This window comes from Bradyrhizobium sp. Kon10 (assembly GCF_055807395.1).
On the sequence record NZ_JBVVOZ010000001.1, the window covers coordinates 371,517 to 392,685 of the forward strand.

A 21,169-nucleotide genomic window follows, 5' to 3' on the forward strand; every position below is an offset into this window, starting at 1 on the left:
CTCTTCTCTCTCTGTATGACTAGGCGGCGACTGGCTCGTGGGTGGTCGGATCGAGCTCGCCGGTGCGATAACGCCGCGCCATCTCGCTCAACGGAACGACCTTGATCCCGCTGGCGTGACCCGCCGTGCCGAACTGCTCGAGACGTTCACGGCAGAGCTCGCGCATCGCATCCATCGCGGGTTTGAGGAATTTGCGCGGGTCGAACTCGGAGCGCACCTGCGCGGCCACCTTGCGGAATACCGCGGTCATCGCCAGACGGCAGTCGGTATCGATATTGACCTTGCGGACGCCACTCTTGATGCCGCGAACGATCTCCTCGACCGGCACGCCCCAGGTCTGCGGCATGTCGCCGCCGAACTGGTTGAACATGTCCTGGAGTGGCTGCGGCACCGAGGACGAGCCGTGCATGACAAGATGCGTATTGGGCAGCCGGCGGTGGATTTCCTCGACCACCCGCATCGCCAAAATGTCGCCATCCGGCTTGCGGCTGAATTTGTAGGCGCCGTGCGAGGTGCCCATCGCGATCGCGAGCGCATCGACTTTTGTTGCACGAACGAAATCGACGGCCTGATCAGGATCGGTGAGCAGCTGGTCGTGACTGACCTTGCCCTCGACGCCATGGCCGTCCTCCTGCTCGCCGCCACCATGCTCGAGCGAGCCGAGCACGCCGAGTTCACCTTCAACGGAAGCGCCAACCCAATGAGCGAGATCGACGACCCGGCGCGTGATCGCGACGTTGTAGTCGTAGTCCGCCGCCGTCCTGGCATCGGCCTTGAGTGAGCCGTCCATCATCACCGAGGTGAAGCCGTGAGCGATGGCGCTGGCGCAAGTCGCTTCGTCGTTGCCGTGGTCCTGATGCATGCAGAGCGGGATGTCCGGATAGGTCCGCTCCAGCGCGTCGATCATGTGCGAGAGCATGAGATCGCCGGCATAGCTGCGCGCGCCGCGCGAGGCCTGGATGATGACGGGTGCGTCGACCTCGGCCGCTGCCTGCATGATCGCGATGCCCTGCTCCATGTTGTTGATGTTGAACGCCGGTACCGCGTAGCCATGGGTGGCGGCGTGGTCGAGCAGTTGGCGAAGGGTGATACGGGCCACAAAATTCCTCCTCTTATTGCTTGCCGGTACGCATAATCGCCCGCCTTGCAGCTTCCGCGATGGCCTGCGACGTGATGCCGAATTCGCGGTAGAGCACGGACGCGGGCGCCGAGGCGCCGAAGCCGCGCATGCCCACGAACTCGCCGTCGATACCGATCCAGCGATGCCAATCCCCAACGACCGCCGCTTCGATGCCGACGCGCGGCGCGGTACCGAGCACGGCGGCGCGGTAGTCGTCCGGTTGCTCGTCGAACAATGCAAAGCAGGGTGCGGACACCACGGCAGCACGGACGTGCTCGGTCGCGAGCAGACGGGCGGCTTCAAGGGCGATCGACACTTCCGAACCGGTCGCGATCAGCGTCACGTCGCGGCCGCCATCCGGCGAGACGATGAGATAGGCGCCCCGCGCGACGCGGTTTCGACCGCGGGCATCGCTGCGGAACGTTGGCAGCGCCTGCCGCGATAGGCACAAGACGGAGGGTCGATGCTCGGATTCGAGCGCGCAATCCCAGGCTTCCAGCGTCTCGACGGCATCGGCCGGACGGAACACCAGGAGGTTCGGAATGACGCGCAGCGCCGCGAGATGCTCCACGGGCTGATGCGTCGGGCCGTCCTCGCCAAGCCCGATGGAGTCGTGGGTCATCACATGAATGACGCGCAGCCGCATCAAGGCCGCAAGACGGATGGCCGGTCGGCTGTAGTCGGAGAAGGCGAGGAAGGTGCCGCCATAGGGGATGAAGCCACCATGCAGCGCGATGCCGTTCATCGCCGCGGCCATGCCGTGCTCGCGGATACCGTAATGGATGTAGTCCCCCGCGAAATGTCCGCGCGTGATGGGAGTCTGTGGTTTCGCGTGCGTCAGGTTCGAATGAGTCAAGTCCGCGGAGCCGCCGATGAGTCCAGGAATTGTTCCGGCAATGCCGTCGAGCACTTGCTGCGAGGCCTGCCGCGTCGCGAGCTTCGGACGCTCGGTGGCAAAGCGCTCGCGTAATTTCGCCGCGGCCTGGGCAAAGGCTCCCGGCAGGGCAACGGTCTTACCCTCGATGAAGAGGTCACGCTGCTCGGGCGTCGCACATTCGTAGCGATCGAGCCATGCAAGACGTCCCACTTGCCCACGCTGCCCGATCATCCGCCATGCCTTCAGGATCGGGCTGGCCACCACGAACGGCTGATAGTCCCAGCCGAGCGTCCTGCGCGCTGCCGCCGTCTGCTCGGCGCCGAGCGGCGCGCCATGCGCCTTCTCAGTGCCCTGACGATCCGGCGCGCCGTAGCCAATGATGGTGCGGCAGGCGATCAGCGACGGTCTTGCGCTCTCACGCTCCTCGGCAATCGCCTGCGCAACTGCTTCGGGATCGTGCCCGTCGACACGGCGCACCGACCAGCCGGAGGCGGCGAAGCGTGCGAGTTGATCATCACAGGTTGCAAGTGAGGTCGGCCCGTCGATGGAAATGCCATTGTCGTCGAACAGGACAATCAAACGACCGAGCTGAAGATGGCCAGCGAGCGAGATCGCCTCCTGGCTGAGGCCTTCCATCAGGCAGCCGTCGCCGGCGATCACATAGGTGAAGTGATCAACAAGGCCGTCACCATGCCGCGCATTGGCCATGCGCTCGGCGAGCGCCATGCCGACGGCGGTTGCGATCCCCTGCCCCAGCGGCCCCGTCGTGGTCTCAACACCCGGCGTGTGCCCGTATTCGGGATGACCCGGCGTCTTCGAGCCCCATTGCCGGAACGCCTTGATATCGTCGAGACTGATATCGCCGCCGGTCAGATACAGCAGCGCATAGAGCAGCATCGAGCCGTGGCCCGCCGACAGGACGAAACGGTCGCGGTCCGGCCAGTTCGGATGAGCCGGGTCGAATTTCAGGAAACGCGAGAACAGTACGGTCGCGACGTCGGCCATGCCCATGGGCAGGCCGGGATGGCCTGACTGCGAGGTCTCGATGGCATCGACCGCGAGAAAGCGGACGGCGTTGGCGAGATCGTTGTGCGTGACCGCGGTAAGGTCGGCTTCGGCGTGGACGGAGATGTTCATCGGATCCTGCCCTTCTTCACTTCAGGTTTCGCTTGCGCTCGATCAGCTGCATGATCAGCGGCGTCAGGATCAGCTGCATCGCGAGATCGAGCTTGGCGCCGGGACACACGATCGAGTTCGCGCGTGACATGAAACTGTGCGGCAGCATCGAGAGCAGATAGGGGAAGTCGATGCCGCGCGGATTCTTGAAGCGGATCACGACCATCGATTCGTCCGGCGTCGGGATCCAGCGCGCGATGAACGGATTCGACGTATCCACCGTCGGCACGCGCTGAAAATTGATGTCGGTGTCGGTGAATTGCGGGCAGATGTAGTGGATGTAATCCGGCATGCGTCGCAGGATGGTGTCGGTGACGGCCTCGGTCGAATAACCGCGCGCGCTGCGGTCGCGGTGCAGCTTCTGGATCCATTCGAGATTGATGACGGGCACGACGCCGATCTTGAGGTCGGCATAACGCGCGACATTGACCTTATCCGTGACCACGGCGCCGTGCAGGCCTTCGTAGAACAGCAGGTCCGAATTTTCCGGGAGCCGCTCCCATTCGGTGAAGGTGCCGGGAGCCGCGCCATGCAGCGCGGCTTCCTCGGCGTCGTGCACGTAGTGCCGCGTGACCGCTGTACCGGTCTCGCCATAGTCGCGGAACGCCCGCTCCAGCTCTTCGAACAGATTGGTCTCGGGGCTGAAATGGCTGAAATGCTTGTTGCCGCAGTCAGCCTCCTTGGCCATCTGCGTGCGCATCTCGGTGCGGTCGTAGCGATGGAAAGCGTCGCCCTCGATGTAGACGGCGTTGACGCGTTCGCGGAAGAATATCTGCTCGAACGTCTTCTTGACCGAGGTCGTGCCGGCGCCCGAAGAGCCGGTGATGGAGATGATCGGGTGTTTCCTGGACATGAATCGCCTCCCATCACAGCCGGAAGAAGCCGCGCCGCGCGAACAGCGGCGCGGAGATGCTGGCGGCGAGCAGCGGATCGCAGTGCAGTTCCGCGACGCGCCTCACCTCGTTGCTCGATCCCATGATCAGCGGCACGCGCTGGTGCAGGCTCTCCGCCGATAGGTCGAGGATGCGCTCGCGCCCTGTCGAGGCGGAGCCGCCGGCCTGCTCGATGATCATCGCCATTGGATGGGCCTCGTAGGTGAGCCGCAAACGACCGTCGCCATAGCCAGGGCGCGCGTCGGACGGATAGAGGAACACGCCGCCGCGCGTGAGGATGCGATAGGCCTCCGCGACCAGCGAGCCGATCCAGCGCATGTTGAAATTGTGGTTGGCGAGCCCATCGACGCCGGCGAGGCATTCGTCGACGAAGGCGCGCACCGGCGGATCCCAGTGCCGGCGGTTGGAGGCGTTGATAGCGAACTCGTCGCACACCTCGGAAATCTGCACGCTGCTGCGCGCCAGACGGAAGCAACCGGACTTGCGGTCGAGCGTGAAGATGTCGACGCCGTCGCCGAGCGTCAGCACCAGCGAAGTCTGCGGACCGTAGGTGACAAAGCCCGCGGCAAGTTGGGCCGAGCCGCGCTGATGGAAGGCGAGCGCGAGATCGTCGGGCGCCGGCAGAATCGAGAAGATCGTGCCGACCGTCATGTTGATGTCGATGTTGGAAGAGCCGTCGAGCGGATCGATAGCGACGCAGATTTTTGCCGCGCGATCGCTGATCTGCGGCTCGTGCATCTCTTCCGACGCCAGTGCCGCAATCGGCAGCTTGCCGAGGCAACGGCGCAGGATTGCATCCGCCTGGACGTCGAGATTGCGTTGGAGATCGCCGTCGCTGTTGCGGCTCGTGGTCAGGCCCGAGGCGTCCGCGAGATTCCCGGTGCCGATGAGCTCGGCGATCTCGATCGCGGCTGCGGCGATGGCATCGACCGCGGCCGCTACTGCCAGCGCATGCGCCGCCGTCTCGGAATACCGTTGAAGGTGGTCGTCCAGCCTGAGTTGCCCGGTCATCTGCGTCCATCCCCTTGCGGGCGCCGCATCCAATTCCCTCGGCGGAGGTTCGGTGCGGTCGGTCCCAGTACGAGGAGATTGACAGTGCCGGCTTAATAAGGAAAATTTCTATTCATGATGGATGCCAAAAAATTTCCTTATAATAGTCCTAGCCATGCGGCGACCCAGCTCCGGCATTTGACGATCCGGCAATTGCGTTCGCTTGCGGCGCTCTCGGCCAAGGGCAGCGTCACCGCAGCTTCGACCCAACTCGGGCTGACGCAGCCGGCGGTGACGCAGCAACTGCGACAGCTTCAGGATCTCGCCGGGCTGCCGCTGGTGCAACGGACCGGCGACGGCATGCTGCTGACGGAAGCGGGCAAGGAGGTGCTGTCATTGGCCGAACGTGTCGAGGCTGCAATCGCCGACTGCCAGGGTGCGCTCGACCTCCTTGCAGGGCGCACCGGAGGCACCGTGCATCTGGGCGCAGTCTCGACCGCCAAGTATTTCGTGCCGCACGCGATCGCGGCGTTCTCCAAGCGCTTTTCGAAGATCGAGATCAAGCTGACCGTCGGCAATCGCGAGGAGATCCGCGACGCCATGCACGGTTACGATCTCGATTTCGCGGTAATGGGTCGGCCACCGGCCGATGTCAGCGTCGACGTCCGTCAGCTCGGGCGCAATCCCCACATCATCATTGCGCGTAAGGGGCACTGGCTCGAGAAGGACTCCGGCCTCAGCCTGACCGATCTTGTGCACGAGACTTTCCTCACGCGCGAGCCGGGGTCAGGCACCCGCACGCTGATGGAGGGCATGTTCCAGAAGTCGGACCTGGAGCCGATCATCGGCATGGAGATGAGCAGCAACGAGACCATCAAGCAGGCGGTGATCGCCGGGCTCGGCATCGCCTTCATCTCGGCGCACACGGTCGCGCATGAGCTCGCCGAAGGCCGGCTCGTCGTGCTCGACGTCGCCGGCTTGCCTATCGTCCGGCAATGGTACGTGATCCGCCGCAGCGACAAGGTGCTTCTGCCGCCGGCGCAGGCGATGTTCGATTTTCTGGGCTCGGAGGGCGCGAATTATCTGCCCGATATGCCCGAACTCGTCGGACGATAGACTGTTAGCGTTCAGGCCATGAGCTTCATGGCGACCGTTGCGGCCAGAATGACAATGATCTGGAGCAGGCGCTCGGTTGTGAAGATGCGATTAAAGGTGATCATTGTTGGCCCCCGGCTGACGTGAGAGATCTCGTTCGGCGCGTTGCTAGCACACGTGGACACCGAGGCAATTCCGTAGTGGCACCGAATCGAGCTGGAACGCCGATGGTTAACGATCAGGCAGCAAGCTGGACGGCATGATCCGCCCGGCTGGCGAAATAGGCTTCCAGTTCCATCAGCGCTCGCGCCTCCCATTGGTTCGCCTGCTCCAGCAGCGACCAGCTCTGGCGCGGCCGAAATGCTGCGGTCTGGCGATAGAGCGATGCGATACCGCGGTAGCGGCGCACGTTCTCAAAGATGGCGTGACCGTTCATTTGGCCGTTCATGTCGAAAACTCCCTCGTCCTTCCCGTGGGGGAATTTGCGGTCAAATCTTTTTCGAAACGTTAGCGGCGCGCGGGAAGCGCGCCGATGGTTGCCGGACTGTTGCGGCTGCGCAACGCGAGGCCTGTCGTGCCGCCATCTATTGCGGATTCGTTGCCGCGCTCTTGCCGGAAGGCTTCAGCCCGCCGCGGCGGATGATCGCAATCGTCTCGCGGCAGAGATCGGCGAGGCCGATCAGGAGCACGGCAAGCAGGAAGAACAGGTTGATGGAATCTGTATGGGCGCTGGTCAACGCACTGAACTCGAAGAACGGCGGCATGAATGCCCACCACACCAGCGGAATGATGAGCAGCAAAGCGAATGCAGCCGCGGGCGCGCCGGCCAGAATTCCGACCAGGAAGATACTGGGAATGAACGCCGCAAAATAAAGCTTTGCGCCTAGCGCGACGCAGACGCCCTGAACTGCGGCCGAGGCCGCCACGATTGCAAAGCCGAGCAGAAATGCCTGCCACGACCATGGCCGTACCCGCGGTACGCCAAACAGTCCCGCACGCCTCATGGGCCTCCCCTGCCGCCTGTTCACCAAGCCCGATTGCGACCAAAGTACTACAGCCGCACCGAAATCGCGAGACGGAAATAGCTTGGCCGCGGGCTTGGTAAACCCGCCGCAACGCAACATCGGACGACACCGCTATTATTCGGTAGCGGCATAGAGCAAGGCGGCGACGGGAAGCGCCAGGCCGATGCTGGAGGCGAGGGTCCAGCCGCCCTGCACGAACGCCCAGGTGCCGAGCGCAGAGCCCGCCGCACCGGCGGCGAAGAACGTCGTCATGTACAGGCCGTTGAGACGGCTGCGATGCTCGTGCCCGAGCAGGAAAATGGCGCGGAATCCGAGCACGACGTTGCCCTGCACGCCGAAATCGATGGCGATCGCGGCGATCACGAGACAAGCGAGATTGAGCTCCGATCCTGCCGCGCCGATATGCGTCACCAGGAAGCCCGCGGCCACCAGCATCATCGCAACGATCGTGGCGATGCGGCTATGGCCGCTATCAGCGAGCCGTCCCGCGATCGGAGCGGAGAACACACCAGCGACGCCGGCGAGCGCATACAGCGCGATGCCCTGTTGGCTGAAGCCGAATTCAGTCGCGAACTGGAGTGGTACTACCGTCCAGAACAGAGTGAAGGCGCCAAACAGCCCCGCCTGGTAGAGCGCGCGGCGCCGCAGCAGCGGCGTAGCGAGCGCCAGATGCGGCATCGACATCAACAGCGCACCATAATGCATGCGCGCGACCGGCTTGCGCTTCGGCAGTGTCATCCAGAGCACTGCTGCGAGCACGATCATGAGCGCGGCGGAGGCGAAGAAGATGGCATGCCAGGACAGGACCGCGGTGACGAAGCTCGACACCGGGCGCGCCAGCATGATGCCGAGCATCAAGCCGGTCGAAACGTTGCCGACAACGCGGCCGCGAATGGCTTCCGGCGCAAGATGCGCCGCATAGGGAATGATAATCTGCACCGCCACCGAACCAAGTCCGATGAACAGCGCGGCAATCAGGAACGGCAGCGCATGGGTCGCAAAGGCGGCCGCAAGCAGGGCTGCCGCGCCGAGCGTGATGACGGTGCAGATCAGCGCGCGGTTCTCGACGAGATCGCCAAGCGGCACGATGAAAAGCAGGCCCGTGCCGTAGCCGATCTGGGTCATGGTAACGATCAACCCGGCCGCGGCATGCGAGAGGCCGAGCGCGGCGCTGATGGGCGCGATCAGTGGCTGGGCATAATAGATGTTGGCGGCGACCATGCCACAGGCCGCGGCAAGCACGAAGGTCAGTCGCTGCGACACCGCATCCGGCTCGGGCGCGGCATCGATGGTGGCATTCATCGTCATTCCAGATTCTCCGGCACTTCAAGTCTCCACAGATAGGAAATGATCATTTCCTAATTTGACAAAAATTCAGGCGAGCAGCTTCATCGCGACGCCGACCAGCCGCTCGCCATCGAGCGGCAGGCGCGCCTTGCCGGCCACGCGCAGGCCCTGCGTCAGGCAGATCATCAGGCGCGCGGTGTCATCGGCGTCGATATGGCCAGGAATCGAACCATCGGCCTGCCCTTCGCGAATGAGGCCGGCGATGAAGGTCTCGTTGCTCCTCAGTTGCGCAGTGACGCGCGTGCGGATCACCGGATCGACCGCCGACAGCTCGACCGCGCTGCCGACCACGATGCAGCCGCGGCGGCCCTCGCTGCCCTGGGAGTGATCGAGATAGGACAGCAGCACGTTGCGCAGCTGCTCACGGCCGTTTGCCCCGCGCGCAGCCGCGCTACGAGTCTGCTCACCGCGCACCGCGATGTAGCGCTCGAACGCGGCCAGGAATACGGCATGCTTGTCCCGAAAGGCCTTATAGACGCTGCCGGTGGCAAGCCGCATCGCGGCGGTCAGATCGCCGATCGACGTGGCATGATAACCGCGCTCGCAAAACACCCTGACCGCCCCGTCCAGGGCAGTGTCCATGTCGAACTCGCGGGGCCGACCGGGTGAATGGGCAACAGGCTTGGACTTTCGAGTAGCTTTTTGCATTGCGGGACAATAGGGAATGATCGTTCCCGAATAAAGACACGTGGTTGTGATGGGGCTCCAGAATTCCTCCGCGGAAAGACTCTGGGCTGCTTCGGGGCCGCCGCGAACCTCGCCAACAGACGTCCCGGATTGCGCTGTGCTCCATCCGGGCTACAAGGTCGAGATCACCGCTTCGACCGCACCGGCGTTCCGTCCGCCATGATGCTCACGCCCTTGCGCTCCACGATCAGTCCGTAGGCGCGCGGCTGGCGATGGACGTCGAAATTGAAGGTGGTGCGCTTGTAGGAATTGCAGAGATCGAGATCGCAGCGCGCCAGTGCGATCTCGTCGCCTTTCGTCGTGCAGGCAGCCATGATTTCACCCGAGGGCGCGATGATGCAGCTGCCGCCGATGTGGTCCACGCCCTCCTCGACGCCGGCCTTGGCGACTCCGACCACGAAGGTGCCGTTCTGATAGGCGCCGGCCTGCATGACCAGATAGTTATGGAACAGCGAGAGGTCGTCATGCTCGGGCGCCGGGGGGTTGTGCACCGGGGTGTTGTAGCCGATCAGCACCATTTCGACGCCCTGGAGTCCCATCACCCGATAGGTCTCGCTCCAGCGGCGATCATTGCAGATCGCCATCCCCATCACGCCGCCGAAGACGTCGATCACACCGAAGCCGGTGCCGGGCTCGAAATAACGCTTTTCCAGATGCTGAAACGTGCGCCAGGGCTCGTGCTCGGCATGGCCGGGCAGATGGACCTTGCGGTATTTGGAGAGGATGGTGCCGCTCTTGTCGACCAGGATGGAGGTATTGAAGCGGCGGGTAACTCCGGCCTCGACCGTCAGCTCGGCATAACCGAGATAGAAGCCGATGCCGATCTCGCGCCCGAGGTCGAACAGGGCTTGCGTCTCCGCGCCAGGCATCTCGCGCTCGAAAAAGCCGTCGATCTCGGCCTGGTCCTCGAAGTACCAGCGCGGAAAGAACGTGGTGAGTGCGAGCTCAGGATAGACGATCAGATCGCAGCCATTGGCCTTGGCTTGGCGCATCAACGCCATCAGCCGCGCCACGACCTCAGTTCTCGTCTCGGCTCTCGCAATCGGACCCAGCTGGCCGGCTGCAACATTGACAAATCTCGCCACGCGTCTGCCCTTCGCTTCCCCGCATCGTATCCGAGCCAAGCCTATCGCGCGTGGCGCCGTGGGCATAGCCTCGCTGGCCGGCACGGATGCCCAGCTACGCGGCAGGCCTTGCGCCGCGCAGCAAGCCATGACGACAAACTGTGATATAGCGGGCCCACGCGGCGGCCGTTCGGATTGCCACGGAGTGCGACTTACCATCCCGCCGAGAAGGGCTCGTTGAAGAACATCGGCGGGCCGCGCGCCGCCAAGCGCGACGGTTGGCGCCGACGGTGCCGCTCCGCGACGCGCTTGTTGGGAACGGCCGGCACGGCCTGCTTCAGCTCCGGGGCAGGTTGCGTCACCATCGCAAAAGCCTGGCGCGTACTGTCCTGCGTGGCCGGTGCCACCGTCGCGACCGGCGCGGACGGCGGCACATCCGAGACCGTCCTGGACAGTGAAATTTGCCGCACGCTGGTGTCGAAGACGATCTTCTCCGGCCATGTCTGCGCGGAATGAATGCGCGCTATCGAGACGTCCGGGCCCATCCCGGCGGCCGCACTCACCGGACTGTCCATGTAGCGGTCTGCAACGAACAGGAGCGCGAGCAAAGCGCCGCCGACAAAGACGAAGTAGCGGATGAGCGGCATGGGTGCCTCGATCGCCTCGTCATCGAGGCCCCTGCGGCAACGGGAAGGAGTGGCAATCGTTCCGGCTCCGCATGGAGGCAATTTGGCTGGCGAGGAACCAGATGCCTCGGGCTCAATTGTTCCAGGAGGCGAAGAGCGGAGGAGACGAACATGGCGAGACATCTGACACGAGCGCGTCTGGCGCGTGGCGTCACCGGCGCAATCTCGGCGCTGGTTCTCTGCGCGATCGCCGCCTTTGGCGCCGCGCATCATTTTGCGGTCTGAGGAGAGGTTCGCATGACATCTGACCCCGAGGAATTGGTCAGACTGCAAGGTTATGGCGAGATGACGCTGCGCACGGCGATTGCGACGTGGATGGCGCTGGAGCCACGCGACCGATCAAGCACCGCTGTCTTCCGGATTCGCGACGGCGAGAGATTGGCCTCGGGCGAGATCGCCGAGCTCGCATCGGACTGGGGCATCGAATCGGCGGGTGAAATCAGGTCCCGGGCGCGCGAGACCGATCGACGCTGGCCCGAGATCGTCCGCGGCATGGTCCGCGAGGCACCGCTGCCGGCGCTCATGGTTGCGTTCCTTGCGGGTGTGGTGGTGGCGCGGCGGTGACGGACCCGGCCGAACGGCGGCTTGCTGCATCAGCCGACGCGCTGGCATCCTCCTTGCTGAGTTGCCGTCAATTGCTCAGACCCGCAGTGGGTCTGTCTCACAGTGAGGCGATGACATGCAGGCGACGTCCCGTTTTGAGGCGACTATCCCGACACAGCTCCACGCGCTGATTTCCGATCTGCGCTGGCGGACGCAAATGCTCGACGCCGACATTTTGGAGGAAGAGCGGAAGGCGGGAATCTCCGACCCGAAGAACCTTGCCTACCCGATGCTCGCGCTGAACCTGAGGGCCCGGCGCGACAATATCCGGATGAGCATCACGATCCTGGAAAACCGCCTTGAGAAACAATCGCTCGAATGGTCACGTGCCGCCTGATGCAATGGTACTGACGGGCTGGCAACGCGACGTGCTCCGCTGCCAGGCATAGGGCGGCGGGGCAGATTTGCGTTGCCAATATGCAACGGTTCCCCACGGTCTGAAGCTGGACAAAAGAAACTCCCATTCCAGCCACGAACCCCGCTCACAACGCCGTGAGACTACCAGGGGAACGACGATGCGTGCACAACGCGTTTGGAAAGTGAATGGGGCGGCCAGCATCGGGCAGCTCCAATCCAGACTGGACGATCTCAACAAGCGCCTCAGCCAGCTCGAAAGCCATCATCCCGAGAGCTCCAAGGTCGAAGAACTGAGATCGAGCGCGCTCAGCCTGTCGCGAGAGATCGACGATATCCGCTGCGCCGAGGCAACGGAGGCGCTGAGCGAATTGCTGCGGAAGTAGGTGGGGTTGGTGATCGGAGTTGTAACGACCCAAACAACGCATTTAGTTGTCCGTCGAGACACCGCAGTTGTTGCAGGAGAGTCGACTGATGACCAAAGCGACGATCGCCGATCTGGAAGGCGGGGAAGCGTTGTGCTCCTGGTTCAAAGATGGGCCTACATTCCATGATGCGACACTGCAGGAGCTGGAGCTTCGCCGAGATATTTCGTCCGCACCAATAGCGAGGATACGACCCTGAGCTTCGATTCAAGCTACGGCGTGCACGGCCGGATCAAAGCGAAGCGGGTTGTCGTCTCCTTCGAGCTGCGGCCTGCGCCATCGCTCTGCGAATAGCCATGCCGCCACGACAGGCTGCCCTGCCCGGCCAAATCGGCCGTGGACCCGTCTCGAAAATCGTTGCAAAAAGGCGCTCCCGAGGCGCTGGCGGCTAGTCCGCCAAGCCTCTGGAAAACGTCAACTTTTGAGATAATGGTCGGAGTGGCAGGATTCGAACCTGCGACCCCTGCGTCCCGAACGCAGTGCTCTACCGGGCTGAGCCACACTCCGACAAGAGGCCGGCTTATAGCGTTGGGTTTGGCGCACCGCAAGCGGCCGATTTGAGGAATTTCGTCCCAGTGAAAACGAGGCTTGAAACGCTGATTCTGCCGGCTGGCCCGGCCGCCGCCGAGATGGCCGCCCGGAGGCTGGCGGCCGGCGGGCTGGTCGCGTTCCCGACCGAGACGGTCTATGGACTCGGAGCGGACGCCGCCAATGCGACGGCGATCGCCCATCTCTATGCCGCCAAGGGCCGGCCGGCGTTCAATCCGCTGATCGCGCACGTCGCCGACCTCGCGGCCGCGCAGGCGATCGGCCGGTTCGACGCGCGCGCTTTGCGGCTTGCGGAGGCGTTCTGGCCGGGGCCGCTGACGCTGGTGGTGCCGAAGACGGAGGGCTGCCCGGTGGCCGAGCTCGCCACCGCGGGCCTCGATACGGTCGCGATCCGCATCCCGGCGCACCCGATGGCGCAGGCGATCCTGCGCGCCTTTGGCGGGGCGGTGGTGGCGCCGTCCGCAAATATCTCCGGCCACGTCTCGCCGACGCTCGCTGCCCATGTCGAAAGCGACCTTTCGGGGCGGATCGACCTGATCGTCGATGGCGGACCGGTCGAGGTCGGCGTCGAATCAACCATCGTCGGCTGCTTCGACGCGCCAATGCTGCTGCGTCCCGGCGGACTTTCACGCGAGCGGATCGAGGCCGTGCTCGGCGCTGCCTTGGCGCGACCGCCTGCGGAAGCGGAGAGCGACAACAGCCAGCCGCTGGCGCCGGGCATGCTTGCGTCGCATTACGCGCCGCGCGCGACCGTGCGGCTCAATGTGCGCGACATCGCCCCGGGCGAAGCGCTGCTGGCGTTCGGCCCCGCGCTTCCAACCGGCCTGGACGCTGCTTCGAGTGTCATGAATTTGTCGCCCACGGCTGATCTCGATGAAGCCGCCGCCAATCTGTTCGGCTATCTTCGGGCGCTCGATGCGAAGAGCCCGCGGGCGATCGCGGTGATGCCGATCCCCGAGGAAGCTTTGGGCGAGGCAATCAACGACCGGCTGCGGCGGGCTGCGGTTGCGCGGTGAATCAAGAGACGAGGACATGAACATCAACAAGACTGCCACCCCTCCGGTTGAGCCCGGGCTGATCGAACAATTCCGCAAGATCGTCGGCGAGAAGCATGCGATCACCGATGCGGCCGACATCGAGGCCTATGTCACCGAGGAGCGCAATTTGTTCCACGGCCGCTCGCCGCTGGTGCTGCGTCCAGGCTCGACGGCGGAAGTCGCCGCGATCTGCAAGCTCGCCTCGGAGCATGCAATCGCGCTGGTGCCCCAGGGCGGCAATACCGGCCTCGTCGGCGGCCAGACGCCGCACAATGGCGAGGTCCTGGTGTCGCTGCGCCGCCTCGACAAGATCCGCGAAATCGACGTCGCCTCGAATACCATGACCTGCGAGGCCGGCGTGGTGCTGCAAGTCGCGCAGCAGAAGGCGGCAGACGTCGACCGGCTGTTTCCGCTGTCGCTCGGCGCCGAAGGCAGCTGCACGATCGGCGGCAATCTCTCGACCAATGCCGGCGGCACCGCCGCGCTCGCCTACGGCGTCGCGCGCGAGATGGCGCTGGGGTTAGAGGTCGTGCTGGCCGACGGGCGCGTGCTCAACGCGCTGTCGAAACTGAAGAAGGACAACACCGGCTACAATTTGCACAACCTCTTCATCGGCGCGGAAGGCACGCTCGGCATCATCACGGCGGCGACGCTGAAACTGTTTCCGAAGCCGCGGGCGATCGAGACCGCCTTCGCCGGGCTGAAGTCGCCGGAGGCGGCCTTGAGCCTGCTCACGATCGCGCAAAGCGAGGCCGCCAATGCGCTGACCAGCTTCGAGCTGCTGTCGGAGATGGCGGTCGATTTCTCGATCCGCCACGGCATCGACGTGCGCGATCCGCTTCAGGCGAAGCATCCCTGGTACGTGCTGATGGAATTGTCCTCAGCCGGCGATGATGCCCGCGCGCCGCTGGAGACCATCCTGTCCCGCGCGATGGAAGACGAGATCGTCGACGACGCCGTGATAGCGGCCAATCTCAGCCAGCGCGCCGCATTCTGGAAGCTGCGCGACGAGATGTCGTCGGCGCAGAAGCCGGAGGGCGGCTCGATCAAGCACGACATCTCCGTGCCGGTCGCTGCCGTACCCGCCTTCATCGCGGAGGCCAATGCCGCCGTGGTCAAGCTGATCCCCGGCGCACGGCCGGTGCCGTTCGGCCATCTCGGCGACGGCAATCTGCACTACAATGTCAGCCAGCCCATTGGCGCCAACACCGCGGATTACCTGGCGCGCTGGCACGAGATGAATGCCGTCGTGTTCGCGATCGTGCTGCGCATGGGCGGCTCGATCTCGGCCGAGCACGGCATCGGCGTGCTCAAGCGCGACGAGCTGCCTGACGTCAAGGACAAGACCGCGATCGAGCTGATGCGGTCGATCAAGGCGATGCTCGATCCGCTTGGAATCATGAACCCGGGGAAAGTGCTGTGAACGTGTCTATGTCCTCTGCCCTGACGATCGAGGAGATCACCGATGTCGACGTCGAGCCTGTCGTCGCGCTGTGGCAGCGCTGCGGCCTGACGCGGCCCTGGAACGATCCGCATGCCGACATCGCACTGGCGCGGCGACGCGACAATTCCACCATCATGGTCGGACGCGAGGCCGGCGCCATCGTCGCGACCGCCATGGTCGGCCATGACGGCCATCGCGGCTGGGTGTACTACGTCGCGGTCGATCCCGACTGCCGCAAGCGCGGCTACGGCCGCGTGCTCATGGCGGCGGTGGAAGACTGGCTGCGCCAGGCCGGGATTGCCAAGCTGCAGCTCCTGGTCCGGCGCGGCAACGAGCAGGCCAATGCGTTCTACGTCTCGCTCGGATTCGAGGAATCCACCTCGGTGATGTTCCAGAAGTGGCTCGACGGCCGCGATACCACTCCCAACAACTGAGATCGAGCCATGACCATTTCCGACCGCGTCCGCATCAAGGACGTCCGCGTGCTCTCGGACAACTGGACACCACTGAAAGAGACGACGTTCGACTACCGGCGCGCCAATGGCGAATGGCAGACGCAGCACCGCGAAACCTATGAGCGCGACAACGCCGCAGCCGTGCTGCCTTACAACCGCGTCGGGCGCACGGTGATCCTGGTGCGCCAGTTCCGGCTGCCGGTGTTTATCCGCGGCTACGACGATCTGCTGATCGAAGCCGCCGCCGGCGTGCTGGACGATGCTTCTCCCGAGGTGCGCATCCGCGCCGAAGCCGAGGAGGAAACCGGCTATCGCCTGCACCACGTCCACAAGGTGTTCGAGGCGTTCATGAGCCCCGGCGCCATCACCGAGAAGCTGCATTTCTTCGTCGCCGAATACGAGCCGGAGATGCGGGTCAGCGACGGCGGCGGCCTGGAGCATGAGGGCGAGGACATCGAGGTGATCGAGCTCGGCATCGACGAAGCGCTCGCCATGATCGCCGACGGACGCATTATCGACGCCAAGGCGATCATGCTGCTGCAATACGCAGCGCTGCATCTGTTTCGGTAGGCGCAGCTGCCTTCTTCCCTTCTCCCCCCGTGGGAGAAGGGAAAAACCAACGCAATCCGCTCTAATATGCCTGCAATTCTGACCTGCGCCGCAACGCCCGCTGTTGAGCTAGCCACCGACTATCTCTAATCTGGACTCGACAAACCAGGAGACGCGCCCATGTCCGCTCCGCGCGACGATGAATTCGGCTTTGCGCCCGACTACGACGCCCCCGTCCCCTACATGCAGCGCACGCGCGACTATTATGCGGCGATCGGCTACACCACGCCGTATCGCTGGGCGCATTACACCGAGGCGCCGTTCCAGCCGCTGACGAAGAAGCTTTCGCAATCCAGGATCACCCTCATCACCACGGCTGCGCCATACGATCCGGCCAAGGGCGACCAGGGACCCGGCGCGGCGTATAATGGCGGCGCCAAATTCTACCAGGTCTATGACGGCGACACCGCGAAACAGCACGACCTTCGTATCTCGCACATCGGCTACGATCGCAAGCACACCACGGCCACGGACAACGGCACCTGGTTTCCGCTGCCGCAGCTCCTGAAAGCCTCCGCCGCCGGGCGCATCGGCGAAGTGGCCCCGCGCTTCTTCGGCGCGCCGACCAATCGAAGCCACCGCGTCACGCTCGATATCGACGCGCCGGAAATCCTGGCGCGCTGCCTTGCTGACAAGGTCGACGCCGCCGTGCTGGTGCCGAACTGCCCGGTGTGCCACCAAACCACGGCGCTGGTGGCGCGGCATCTCGAGGCCCATGGAATTCCGACCGTAGTGATGGGCTGCGCCAAGGACATCATCGAGCATGCCGCCGTGCCGCGGTTCCTGTTCTCGGACTTCCCGCTCGGCAATTCCGCCGGCAAGCCGCACGATCTCGCCTCGCAGGCGCAGACATTGGAGCTGGCGCTAAAACTGCTGGAGGCCGCGAGCGGCCCGCAGACCACCATGCAATCGCCGCTGCGCTGGAGCGAGGACGCCTCCTGGAAGCTCGACTACAACAATGTCGCGCAGATGAGCCCGGAAGAGCTGGCGCGGCGGCGCGCCGAATTCGACAAGCAGAAGGAGATCGCGCGCGGCAATCGCGCCGCCTGACGTCCTCCAGCAACAAACAACATCGGGGAGAGAGACGTGACGCGACCGTTCGAGGGCGTGAAGATCCTGGATTTCACGCAAGTGCTGGCCGGCCCCTATGCGAGTTACCAGCTTGCATTGCTCGGTGCCGACGTCATCAAGGTCGAACGGCGCGAGGGCGAGGATATGCGCCGCACGCCGCTGTCGCGCGAATGGGCCGAACGCGGGCTCGCCCCTGCCTTCCAGGCCATCAACGGCAACAAGCGCAGCCTGACGCTCGACCTGCAAAAGCCCGATGCGATCGCCGTCGTGAAGAGGCTGGCCGCGCAGGTCGACGTCGTCATGGAGAACTTCCGCCCCGGCGTGATGGACAAGCTCGGCATCGGCTATGAGGCGCTGTCCGCGGTCAACCCGAAGCTGATCTACTGCGCGGTGTCCGGCTTCGGCCAGACCGGCCCGGATCGCCTGCGGCCCGGCTATGACGGCAAGATGCAGGCGTTGTCCGGCATCATGGCGATCACAGGCCATCCCGAGACCGGGCCGACGCGCGCGGGCTTTGCGGTGTGCGACGTGCTGTCGGGCGCCACCGCCGCGTTCGGCGTATCGAGCGCGCTGTACCAGCGCGACCGCACCGGCAAGGGCCAGCTCATTGACGTCTCGATGCTGGAAGCCACGATGGCGTTTCTATCGGGGCAAATCGCCGATTGGTCGGTCGCCGGCCACCGCCAGCAGCTGTCCGGCAATCAGGCGGTGAGCCGCAAGACCACCGCCAATCTCTTCAAGGCCGGCGACGGTTACATCCTGCTCGCCGTCAACAACGAGAAGCAGTATCGCGCGCTGATGTCCGCGCTCGGCCGCGAGGACACGCTGTCCGATCCGCGCTTTGCCGACTGGTTCTCGCGCAACGAGAACGAGCCGGCTCTGCGCGCCATCATCGAGGAAGCGCTCGCGGCAAGGCCAGCGCGCGAATGGGAGACGATTTTGGAAGATTCCGGCGCGCCCTGCGCCAGCATCTGGAAGATCGAGGAGGTCATCGAGCATCCGCAGATCAAGGCGCGCGGTGCGATCCAGGAGCTGGACACCCCCTACGGTCGCCTGCGCTTTGCCGGCAGCGGATTCAAGCTCGCGCATGGCGGCGGCAGGCTGGACCGGATGGCGCCGGAGTTGGGTGCGGATACGGACGCGGTGCTGGCCGAGCTGGGGTTTGATGCGGCGGACATTGCGGAGCTGAGGGCAAGGGAGATCGTGTGAGGGCGGCGCGACAAACTCCAACGTCGTCCCGGATCTGCTCTCGCTCTGACAAGGCTTCGCGTTGGAGCTCGCTTGTCCCGGACGACACGGTGCTCTGTGGCCACGACTAAAACAGCGACCCCTGCCCGTCATCCGCCGAACCGGCTGCCGCCTTGCGCATCACCTTCTTCGGCTTCAACGCCTCGACCTCCATCTCCTCCGCGCTGATCGGCAGCAATAGCTGCTCGTCGTCATTCGCGACACGGTTGACGCGGGTGGACACGGGGTGCCAGGCGAATTCGCCGATGCGCGGCGCGGTCATCAGCGGCAGGACCGCATCGATCTCGTCGCCGCGGGTGTCGAGCCAACGTTCGAGATCGCGCGGGCTGATGGTCACGGGCACGCGGTCATGCAGCGCGGCGAGATCCTCGCTCGCCGCCGCCGTGACGATTGCGACCGTGTCGACCTCCTCGCCGTTCGGCCCGGCCCAAGTCTCGAAAATCGCAGCGAAGCCGAGCGGCGCGCCGTCGGCGCGATGGATGAAGAAGGGCTGCTTGCGGCCGTCGACGGCGTTCCACTCGTAATAGCCGTCGGCCGGGATCACGCCGCGGCGCCGGCGAATGGCGTTCTTGAACGCGGGCTTGTCCAGCACCGTCTCGGAGCGGGCGTTGATCAGCAAGGTAAAGCCGCGGGGATCCTTGACCCAGGTCGGCAGCAAGCCCCAGCGCATCAGGCGGAAATGGCGAGCGCCGTTCTCGATCAGCACGACTGGAATCGGTTGTGTCGGGGCCACATTGTACCGGGGCGGGAAATTCGGCTGCTCGATATAGCCAAACAGTTGCCGTAAAGCCGCGGGGGCCGAAGTTATGACGAAGCGTCCACACATCCTTGGCCGTCCATATAGGGTCCGTTCAGGTCCTTTTAACCCCCAACGTTAACACTGCGGCGGATGAGCTCAACGGTCTCCCAAGCCGCCCGGACGCATGGACAGACGGGGCCCGAGGTCGCGGCCTGGGCCGAGCGGCTGCGCGTGGCCAACATCAATCCGCGGACCGGGCTTGCCACTGACTATCTCAACCATTTCAATGAAGCCGTGATGTTGCTCGAAATGGTCCCGGACATGCCGGAATGTGCCGAAGATTTCTTGACCTGGTCGCCACTGTCCTACGCGGAGCACTTCACCGCCTCGAATTTCAAGGCGCGCGATCTCGCCATCGAAGCCTATGAGAAGGCCGAGCCGTCCGTGCGCGCCCAGTTCGACCATCTCACCGATACCATGACGTCGATCCTGACCGCGGTCGGCTCGGCCATGCGCGATGTCGAGAAGGACACGACCCGCGTCCGGCTCGCAGAGCAAGCTACCCTCTGGGTCAAGCCGCTGATCGCGGCCTGCGGCGGCATCATCAATGGCGGCGCGGAGGCCGACATCGACACCATCATGGCGAATTGAGCTCTGGGGAGGTGACGAGAATGGCCCCGGTCGTCCAGCCCAGCCACCCCCAGCTCGCCGTCTCGGCCGCGATTTTTCGTGACGGCAAGGTGCTGCTGGTCCGCCGTGCCCGCTCGCCCGCAAAGGGGTTTTATTCGCTCCCCGGCGGCCGGGTCGAGTTCGGCGAATCGCTGCAGCAGGCACTGGCGCGCGAGGTCGACGAGGAGACGGGGCTCGGCATCGAGATCATCGGCCTTGCCGGCTGGCGTGAGGTGCTGCCGGCCGCACCCAGCGCCGGCCATTACCTGATCATGTCCTTTGCCGCTCGCTGGATAGCCAGGGAGCCGGTCCTGAACGACGAGCTCGACGATGTCCGCTGGGTCGCACCGGACGCACTGGCCAGCCTGGGCGACCTCCAGCTGACGGGGGGCCTCGAGGAGGTCATCCAGTCCGCCCACCGCCTGATCGCACCCTGACGGCCGTTCCCGCCCGCCTTGCGTCCATCGTCCCGAGGAGGCATACAGCGGCCGATGTCCACGCGATTTCTGGCCATTTTTGCCCTGATTCTCGCCTGCGCCTCCGCGCCCGCCCGGGCCCAGGACGTGGCGGCGCCGTTCGACGCCGATTTGCAACGGTTGGCCGAGATCCTGGGCGGCCTGCATTATCTGCGCGGCATCTGCGGCTCCAACGAAGGCAACAAATGGCGCAGCGAGATGCAGGCATTGATCGATGCCGAAACGCCCGCCGGCGAGCGCCGCACCCGCATGATCGCCGGCTTCAACCGCGGCTATAACGGCTTTCAGCAGACCTACCGGAGCTGCACGCCGGCCGCGACCGTCGCAATCCGCCGCTACATCGAAGAAGGCTCGAGGATTTCTCGGGATCTCACGGCGCGTTACGCGAACTGAGACGCGGGAAGGAACCCTGTCATCGTCTTTGTACACAGCCGTTAACCGTTCTTAAAGATGTGGCCTAGCGGGCGTTAACGCGCGTGCTACACCTCTCGAACAGCGCATCGCCGTGGATCGCGCCCCAGCCCTGACGA

General features: G+C 64.6%; 25 protein-coding genes and 1 tRNA gene. 14 read left to right on the forward strand and 12 right to left on the reverse strand.

The genetic code is table 11. From position 1 onward, the window contains the following. Positions 1-19: 19 nt before the first annotated feature. Genes fba through AC0L2O_RS01820 form a run of 4 tightly spaced genes read right to left on the reverse strand, consistent with a single transcriptional unit; the run spans position 20 to position 5,077 of the window. Positions 20-1,099 carry a class II fructose-bisphosphate aldolase gene (gene fba, locus AC0L2O_RS01805; protein ID WP_473368474.1) on the reverse strand — a complete coding sequence of 360 codons (1,080 nt, stop codon included), beginning with the start codon at positions 1,097-1,099 and terminating at the stop codon, positions 20-22. Positions 1,100-1,112: 13 nt separating this feature from the next. Continuing rightward, positions 1,113-3,134, reverse strand: coding sequence for a transketolase (gene tkt, locus AC0L2O_RS01810; RefSeq protein ID WP_473368475.1), 2,022 nt, complete (start codon positions 3,132-3,134; stop codon positions 1,113-1,115). 16 nt (positions 3,135-3,150) lie between these two features. Continuing rightward, positions 3,151-4,026 (reverse strand): phosphoribulokinase, encoded by an 876-nt coding sequence (locus AC0L2O_RS01815; RefSeq protein WP_473368476.1) that lies wholly within the window; start codon positions 4,024-4,026, stop codon positions 3,151-3,153. Positions 4,027-4,039: 13 nt separating this feature from the next. Beyond that, positions 4,040-5,077, reverse strand: a complete 1,038-nt coding sequence (locus AC0L2O_RS01820) for a class 1 fructose-bisphosphatase (RefSeq protein WP_473368477.1) — start codon at positions 5,075-5,077, stop codon at positions 4,040-4,042. A gap of 117 nt (positions 5,078-5,194) precedes the next feature. On the opposite strand from AC0L2O_RS01820, the gene AC0L2O_RS01825 reads away from it, so the two are divergent. Further along, entirely contained in the window at positions 5,195-6,172 is a 978-nt protein-coding gene (locus tag AC0L2O_RS01825; protein ID WP_473368666.1) for a LysR family transcriptional regulator, read from the forward strand. 217 nt (positions 6,173-6,389) lie between these two features. Here AC0L2O_RS01825 and AC0L2O_RS01830 read toward each other — a convergent pair whose 3' ends face one another. The 6 genes from AC0L2O_RS01830 to AC0L2O_RS01855 all read right to left on the reverse strand — a co-directional run bounded on the left by AC0L2O_RS01830 (position 6,390) and on the right by AC0L2O_RS01855 (position 10,921). Next, a complete protein-coding gene (locus AC0L2O_RS01830) occupies positions 6,390-6,599 on the reverse strand; it encodes a hypothetical protein (RefSeq protein WP_369725790.1) in 210 nt (69 codons plus the stop codon). 136 nt (positions 6,600-6,735) lie between these two features. Further along, positions 6,736-7,155 (reverse strand): DUF4118 domain-containing protein, encoded by a 420-nt coding sequence (locus tag AC0L2O_RS01835; RefSeq protein ID WP_473368478.1) that lies wholly within the window; start codon positions 7,153-7,155, stop codon positions 6,736-6,738. A gap of 135 nt (positions 7,156-7,290) precedes the next feature. Continuing rightward, positions 7,291-8,484: an MFS transporter gene (locus tag AC0L2O_RS01840; RefSeq protein ID WP_473368479.1), complete on the reverse strand. Its 1,194-nt coding sequence runs from the start codon at positions 8,482-8,484 to the stop codon at positions 7,291-7,293. A gap of 66 nt (positions 8,485-8,550) precedes the next feature. Further along, the gene (locus tag AC0L2O_RS01845) at positions 8,551-9,105 is read right to left on the reverse strand and encodes a TetR/AcrR family transcriptional regulator (RefSeq protein ID WP_473368480.1); all 555 of its coding nucleotides are present in this window, start codon (positions 9,103-9,105) and stop codon (positions 8,551-8,553) included. Positions 9,106-9,335: 230 nt separating this feature from the next. Then, complete coding sequence (locus AC0L2O_RS01850) at positions 9,336-10,295, reverse strand: N-carbamoyl-D-amino-acid hydrolase (protein WP_473368481.1); 960 nt, start codon at positions 10,293-10,295, stop codon at positions 9,336-9,338. A gap of 191 nt (positions 10,296-10,486) precedes the next feature. Continuing rightward, positions 10,487-10,921 carry a hypothetical protein gene (locus AC0L2O_RS01855; protein WP_369725795.1) on the reverse strand — a complete coding sequence of 145 codons (435 nt, stop codon included), beginning with the start codon at positions 10,919-10,921 and terminating at the stop codon, positions 10,487-10,489. A 276-nt stretch (positions 10,922-11,197) separates the two neighbouring features. Here AC0L2O_RS01855 and AC0L2O_RS01860 point away from each other — a divergent pair, with 276 nt between their 5' ends. The 4 genes from AC0L2O_RS01860 (at position 11,198) to AC0L2O_RS01875 (ending at position 12,541) form a co-directional block, all read left to right on the forward strand. Then, positions 11,198-11,524 (forward strand): hypothetical protein, encoded by a 327-nt coding sequence (locus tag AC0L2O_RS01860; protein WP_473368482.1) that lies wholly within the window; start codon positions 11,198-11,200, stop codon positions 11,522-11,524. 115 nt (positions 11,525-11,639) lie between these two features. Then, on the forward strand, positions 11,640-11,900 hold the full coding sequence (locus AC0L2O_RS01865; RefSeq protein WP_369725798.1) for a hypothetical protein: 261 nt from the start codon (positions 11,640-11,642) through the stop codon (positions 11,898-11,900). A 178-nt stretch (positions 11,901-12,078) separates the two neighbouring features. Continuing rightward, entirely contained in the window at positions 12,079-12,303 is a 225-nt protein-coding gene (locus AC0L2O_RS01870) for a hypothetical protein (RefSeq protein ID WP_473368483.1), read from the forward strand. An 88-nt stretch (positions 12,304-12,391) separates the two neighbouring features. After that, positions 12,392-12,541 carry a hypothetical protein gene (locus AC0L2O_RS01875; protein WP_473368484.1) on the forward strand — a complete coding sequence of 50 codons (150 nt, stop codon included), beginning with the start codon at positions 12,392-12,394 and terminating at the stop codon, positions 12,539-12,541. Positions 12,542-12,772: 231 nt separating this feature from the next. Here AC0L2O_RS01875 and AC0L2O_RS01880 read toward each other — a convergent pair. Continuing rightward, positions 12,773-12,849, reverse strand: a tRNA-Pro gene (locus AC0L2O_RS01880). 68 nt (positions 12,850-12,917) lie between these two features. On the opposite strand from AC0L2O_RS01880, the gene AC0L2O_RS01885 reads away from it, so the two are divergent. From AC0L2O_RS01885 to AC0L2O_RS01910, 6 genes are all read left to right on the forward strand, one after another. Further along, positions 12,918-13,907, forward strand: coding sequence for an L-threonylcarbamoyladenylate synthase (locus AC0L2O_RS01885; RefSeq protein ID WP_369725801.1), 990 nt, complete (start codon positions 12,918-12,920; stop codon positions 13,905-13,907). Positions 13,908-13,923: 16 nt separating this feature from the next. Then, positions 13,924-15,351, forward strand: a complete 1,428-nt coding sequence (locus AC0L2O_RS01890; RefSeq protein ID WP_473368485.1) for an FAD-binding oxidoreductase — start codon at positions 13,924-13,926, stop codon at positions 15,349-15,351. Between the two features lie 8 nt (positions 15,352-15,359). Further along, the gene (locus tag AC0L2O_RS01895) at positions 15,360-15,806 is read left to right on the forward strand and encodes a GNAT family acetyltransferase (RefSeq protein ID WP_369725803.1); all 447 of its coding nucleotides are present in this window, start codon (positions 15,360-15,362) and stop codon (positions 15,804-15,806) included. 9 nt (positions 15,807-15,815) lie between these two features. Beyond that, entirely contained in the window at positions 15,816-16,397 is a 582-nt protein-coding gene (locus tag AC0L2O_RS01900; protein ID WP_369725804.1) for an NUDIX hydrolase, read from the forward strand. 159 nt (positions 16,398-16,556) lie between these two features. Next, the gene (locus AC0L2O_RS01905; RefSeq protein ID WP_409189905.1) at positions 16,557-17,486 is read left to right on the forward strand and encodes a glycine/sarcosine/betaine reductase selenoprotein B family protein; all 930 of its coding nucleotides are present in this window, start codon (positions 16,557-16,559) and stop codon (positions 17,484-17,486) included. A 36-nt stretch (positions 17,487-17,522) separates the two neighbouring features. Then, positions 17,523-18,716 carry a CaiB/BaiF CoA transferase family protein gene (locus AC0L2O_RS01910; RefSeq protein WP_473368486.1) on the forward strand — a complete coding sequence of 398 codons (1,194 nt, stop codon included), beginning with the start codon at positions 17,523-17,525 and terminating at the stop codon, positions 18,714-18,716. Between the two features lie 106 nt (positions 18,717-18,822). On the opposite strand, the gene AC0L2O_RS01915 is transcribed toward AC0L2O_RS01910, so the two are convergent. Beyond that, positions 18,823-19,581 (reverse strand): SOS response-associated peptidase, encoded by a 759-nt coding sequence (locus AC0L2O_RS01915; protein WP_473368487.1) that lies wholly within the window; start codon positions 19,579-19,581, stop codon positions 18,823-18,825. A 63-nt stretch (positions 19,582-19,644) separates the two neighbouring features. Between AC0L2O_RS01915 and AC0L2O_RS01920 the strand changes: the two genes are divergently transcribed. Genes AC0L2O_RS01920 through AC0L2O_RS01930 form a run of 3 tightly spaced genes read left to right on the forward strand, consistent with a single transcriptional unit; the run spans position 19,645 to position 21,032 of the window. After that, on the forward strand, positions 19,645-20,145 hold the full coding sequence (locus AC0L2O_RS01920) for a hypothetical protein (protein WP_473368488.1): 501 nt from the start codon (positions 19,645-19,647) through the stop codon (positions 20,143-20,145). Positions 20,146-20,165: 20 nt separating this feature from the next. Further along, positions 20,166-20,600, forward strand: a complete 435-nt coding sequence (locus tag AC0L2O_RS01925; RefSeq protein WP_473368489.1) for an NUDIX hydrolase — start codon at positions 20,166-20,168, stop codon at positions 20,598-20,600. Between the two features lie 54 nt (positions 20,601-20,654). After that, a complete protein-coding gene (locus tag AC0L2O_RS01930) occupies positions 20,655-21,032 on the forward strand; it encodes a TIGR02301 family protein (protein ID WP_409189907.1) in 378 nt (125 codons plus the stop codon). Positions 21,033-21,169: the final 137 nt, after the last annotated feature.

Coding starts and splice junctions, on each gene's coding strand:
- tkt (WP_473368475.1), bottom strand. CDS start 3,134: ATGAACATCTCCGTCCACGCCGAAGCCGACCTTACCGCGGTCACGCAC.
- AC0L2O_RS01815 (WP_473368476.1), bottom strand. CDS start 4,026: ATGTCCAGGAAACACCCGATCATCTCCATCACCGGCTCTTCGGGCGCC.
- AC0L2O_RS01820 (WP_473368477.1), bottom strand. CDS start 5,077: ATGACCGGGCAACTCAGGCTGGACGACCACCTTCAACGGTATTCCGAG.
- AC0L2O_RS01825 (WP_473368666.1), top strand. CDS start 5,195: ATGGATGCCAAAAAATTTCCTTATAATAGTCCTAGCCATGCGGCGACC.
- AC0L2O_RS01830 (WP_369725790.1), bottom strand. CDS start 6,599: ATGAACGGCCAAATGAACGGTCACGCCATCTTTGAGAACGTGCGCCGC.
- AC0L2O_RS01835 (WP_473368478.1), bottom strand. CDS start 7,155: ATGAGGCGTGCGGGACTGTTTGGCGTACCGCGGGTACGGCCATGGTCG.
- AC0L2O_RS01840 (WP_473368479.1), bottom strand. CDS start 8,484: ATGACGATGAATGCCACCATCGATGCCGCGCCCGAGCCGGATGCGGTG.
- AC0L2O_RS01845 (WP_473368480.1), bottom strand. CDS start 9,105: ATGGACACTGCCCTGGACGGGGCGGTCAGGGTGTTTTGCGAGCGCGGT.
- AC0L2O_RS01855 (WP_369725795.1), bottom strand. CDS start 10,921: ATGCCGCTCATCCGCTACTTCGTCTTTGTCGGCGGCGCTTTGCTCGCG.
- AC0L2O_RS01860 (WP_473368482.1), top strand. CDS start 11,198: ATGACATCTGACCCCGAGGAATTGGTCAGACTGCAAGGTTATGGCGAG.
- AC0L2O_RS01865 (WP_369725798.1), top strand. CDS start 11,640: ATGCAGGCGACGTCCCGTTTTGAGGCGACTATCCCGACACAGCTCCAC.
- AC0L2O_RS01870 (WP_473368483.1), top strand. CDS start 12,079: ATGCGTGCACAACGCGTTTGGAAAGTGAATGGGGCGGCCAGCATCGGG.
- AC0L2O_RS01875 (WP_473368484.1), top strand. CDS start 12,392: ATGACCAAAGCGACGATCGCCGATCTGGAAGGCGGGGAAGCGTTGTGC.
- AC0L2O_RS01890 (WP_473368485.1), top strand. CDS start 13,924: ATGAACATCAACAAGACTGCCACCCCTCCGGTTGAGCCCGGGCTGATC.
- AC0L2O_RS01895 (WP_369725803.1), top strand. CDS start 15,360: ATGTCCTCTGCCCTGACGATCGAGGAGATCACCGATGTCGACGTCGAG.
- AC0L2O_RS01900 (WP_369725804.1), top strand. CDS start 15,816: ATGACCATTTCCGACCGCGTCCGCATCAAGGACGTCCGCGTGCTCTCG.
- AC0L2O_RS01905 (WP_409189905.1), top strand. CDS start 16,557: ATGTCCGCTCCGCGCGACGATGAATTCGGCTTTGCGCCCGACTACGAC.
- AC0L2O_RS01915 (WP_473368487.1), bottom strand. CDS start 19,581: ATGTGTGGACGCTTCGTCATAACTTCGGCCCCCGCGGCTTTACGGCAA.
- AC0L2O_RS01920 (WP_473368488.1), top strand. CDS start 19,645: ATGAGCTCAACGGTCTCCCAAGCCGCCCGGACGCATGGACAGACGGGG.
- AC0L2O_RS01925 (WP_473368489.1), top strand. CDS start 20,166: ATGGCCCCGGTCGTCCAGCCCAGCCACCCCCAGCTCGCCGTCTCGGCC.
- AC0L2O_RS01930 (WP_409189907.1), top strand. CDS start 20,655: ATGTCCACGCGATTTCTGGCCATTTTTGCCCTGATTCTCGCCTGCGCC.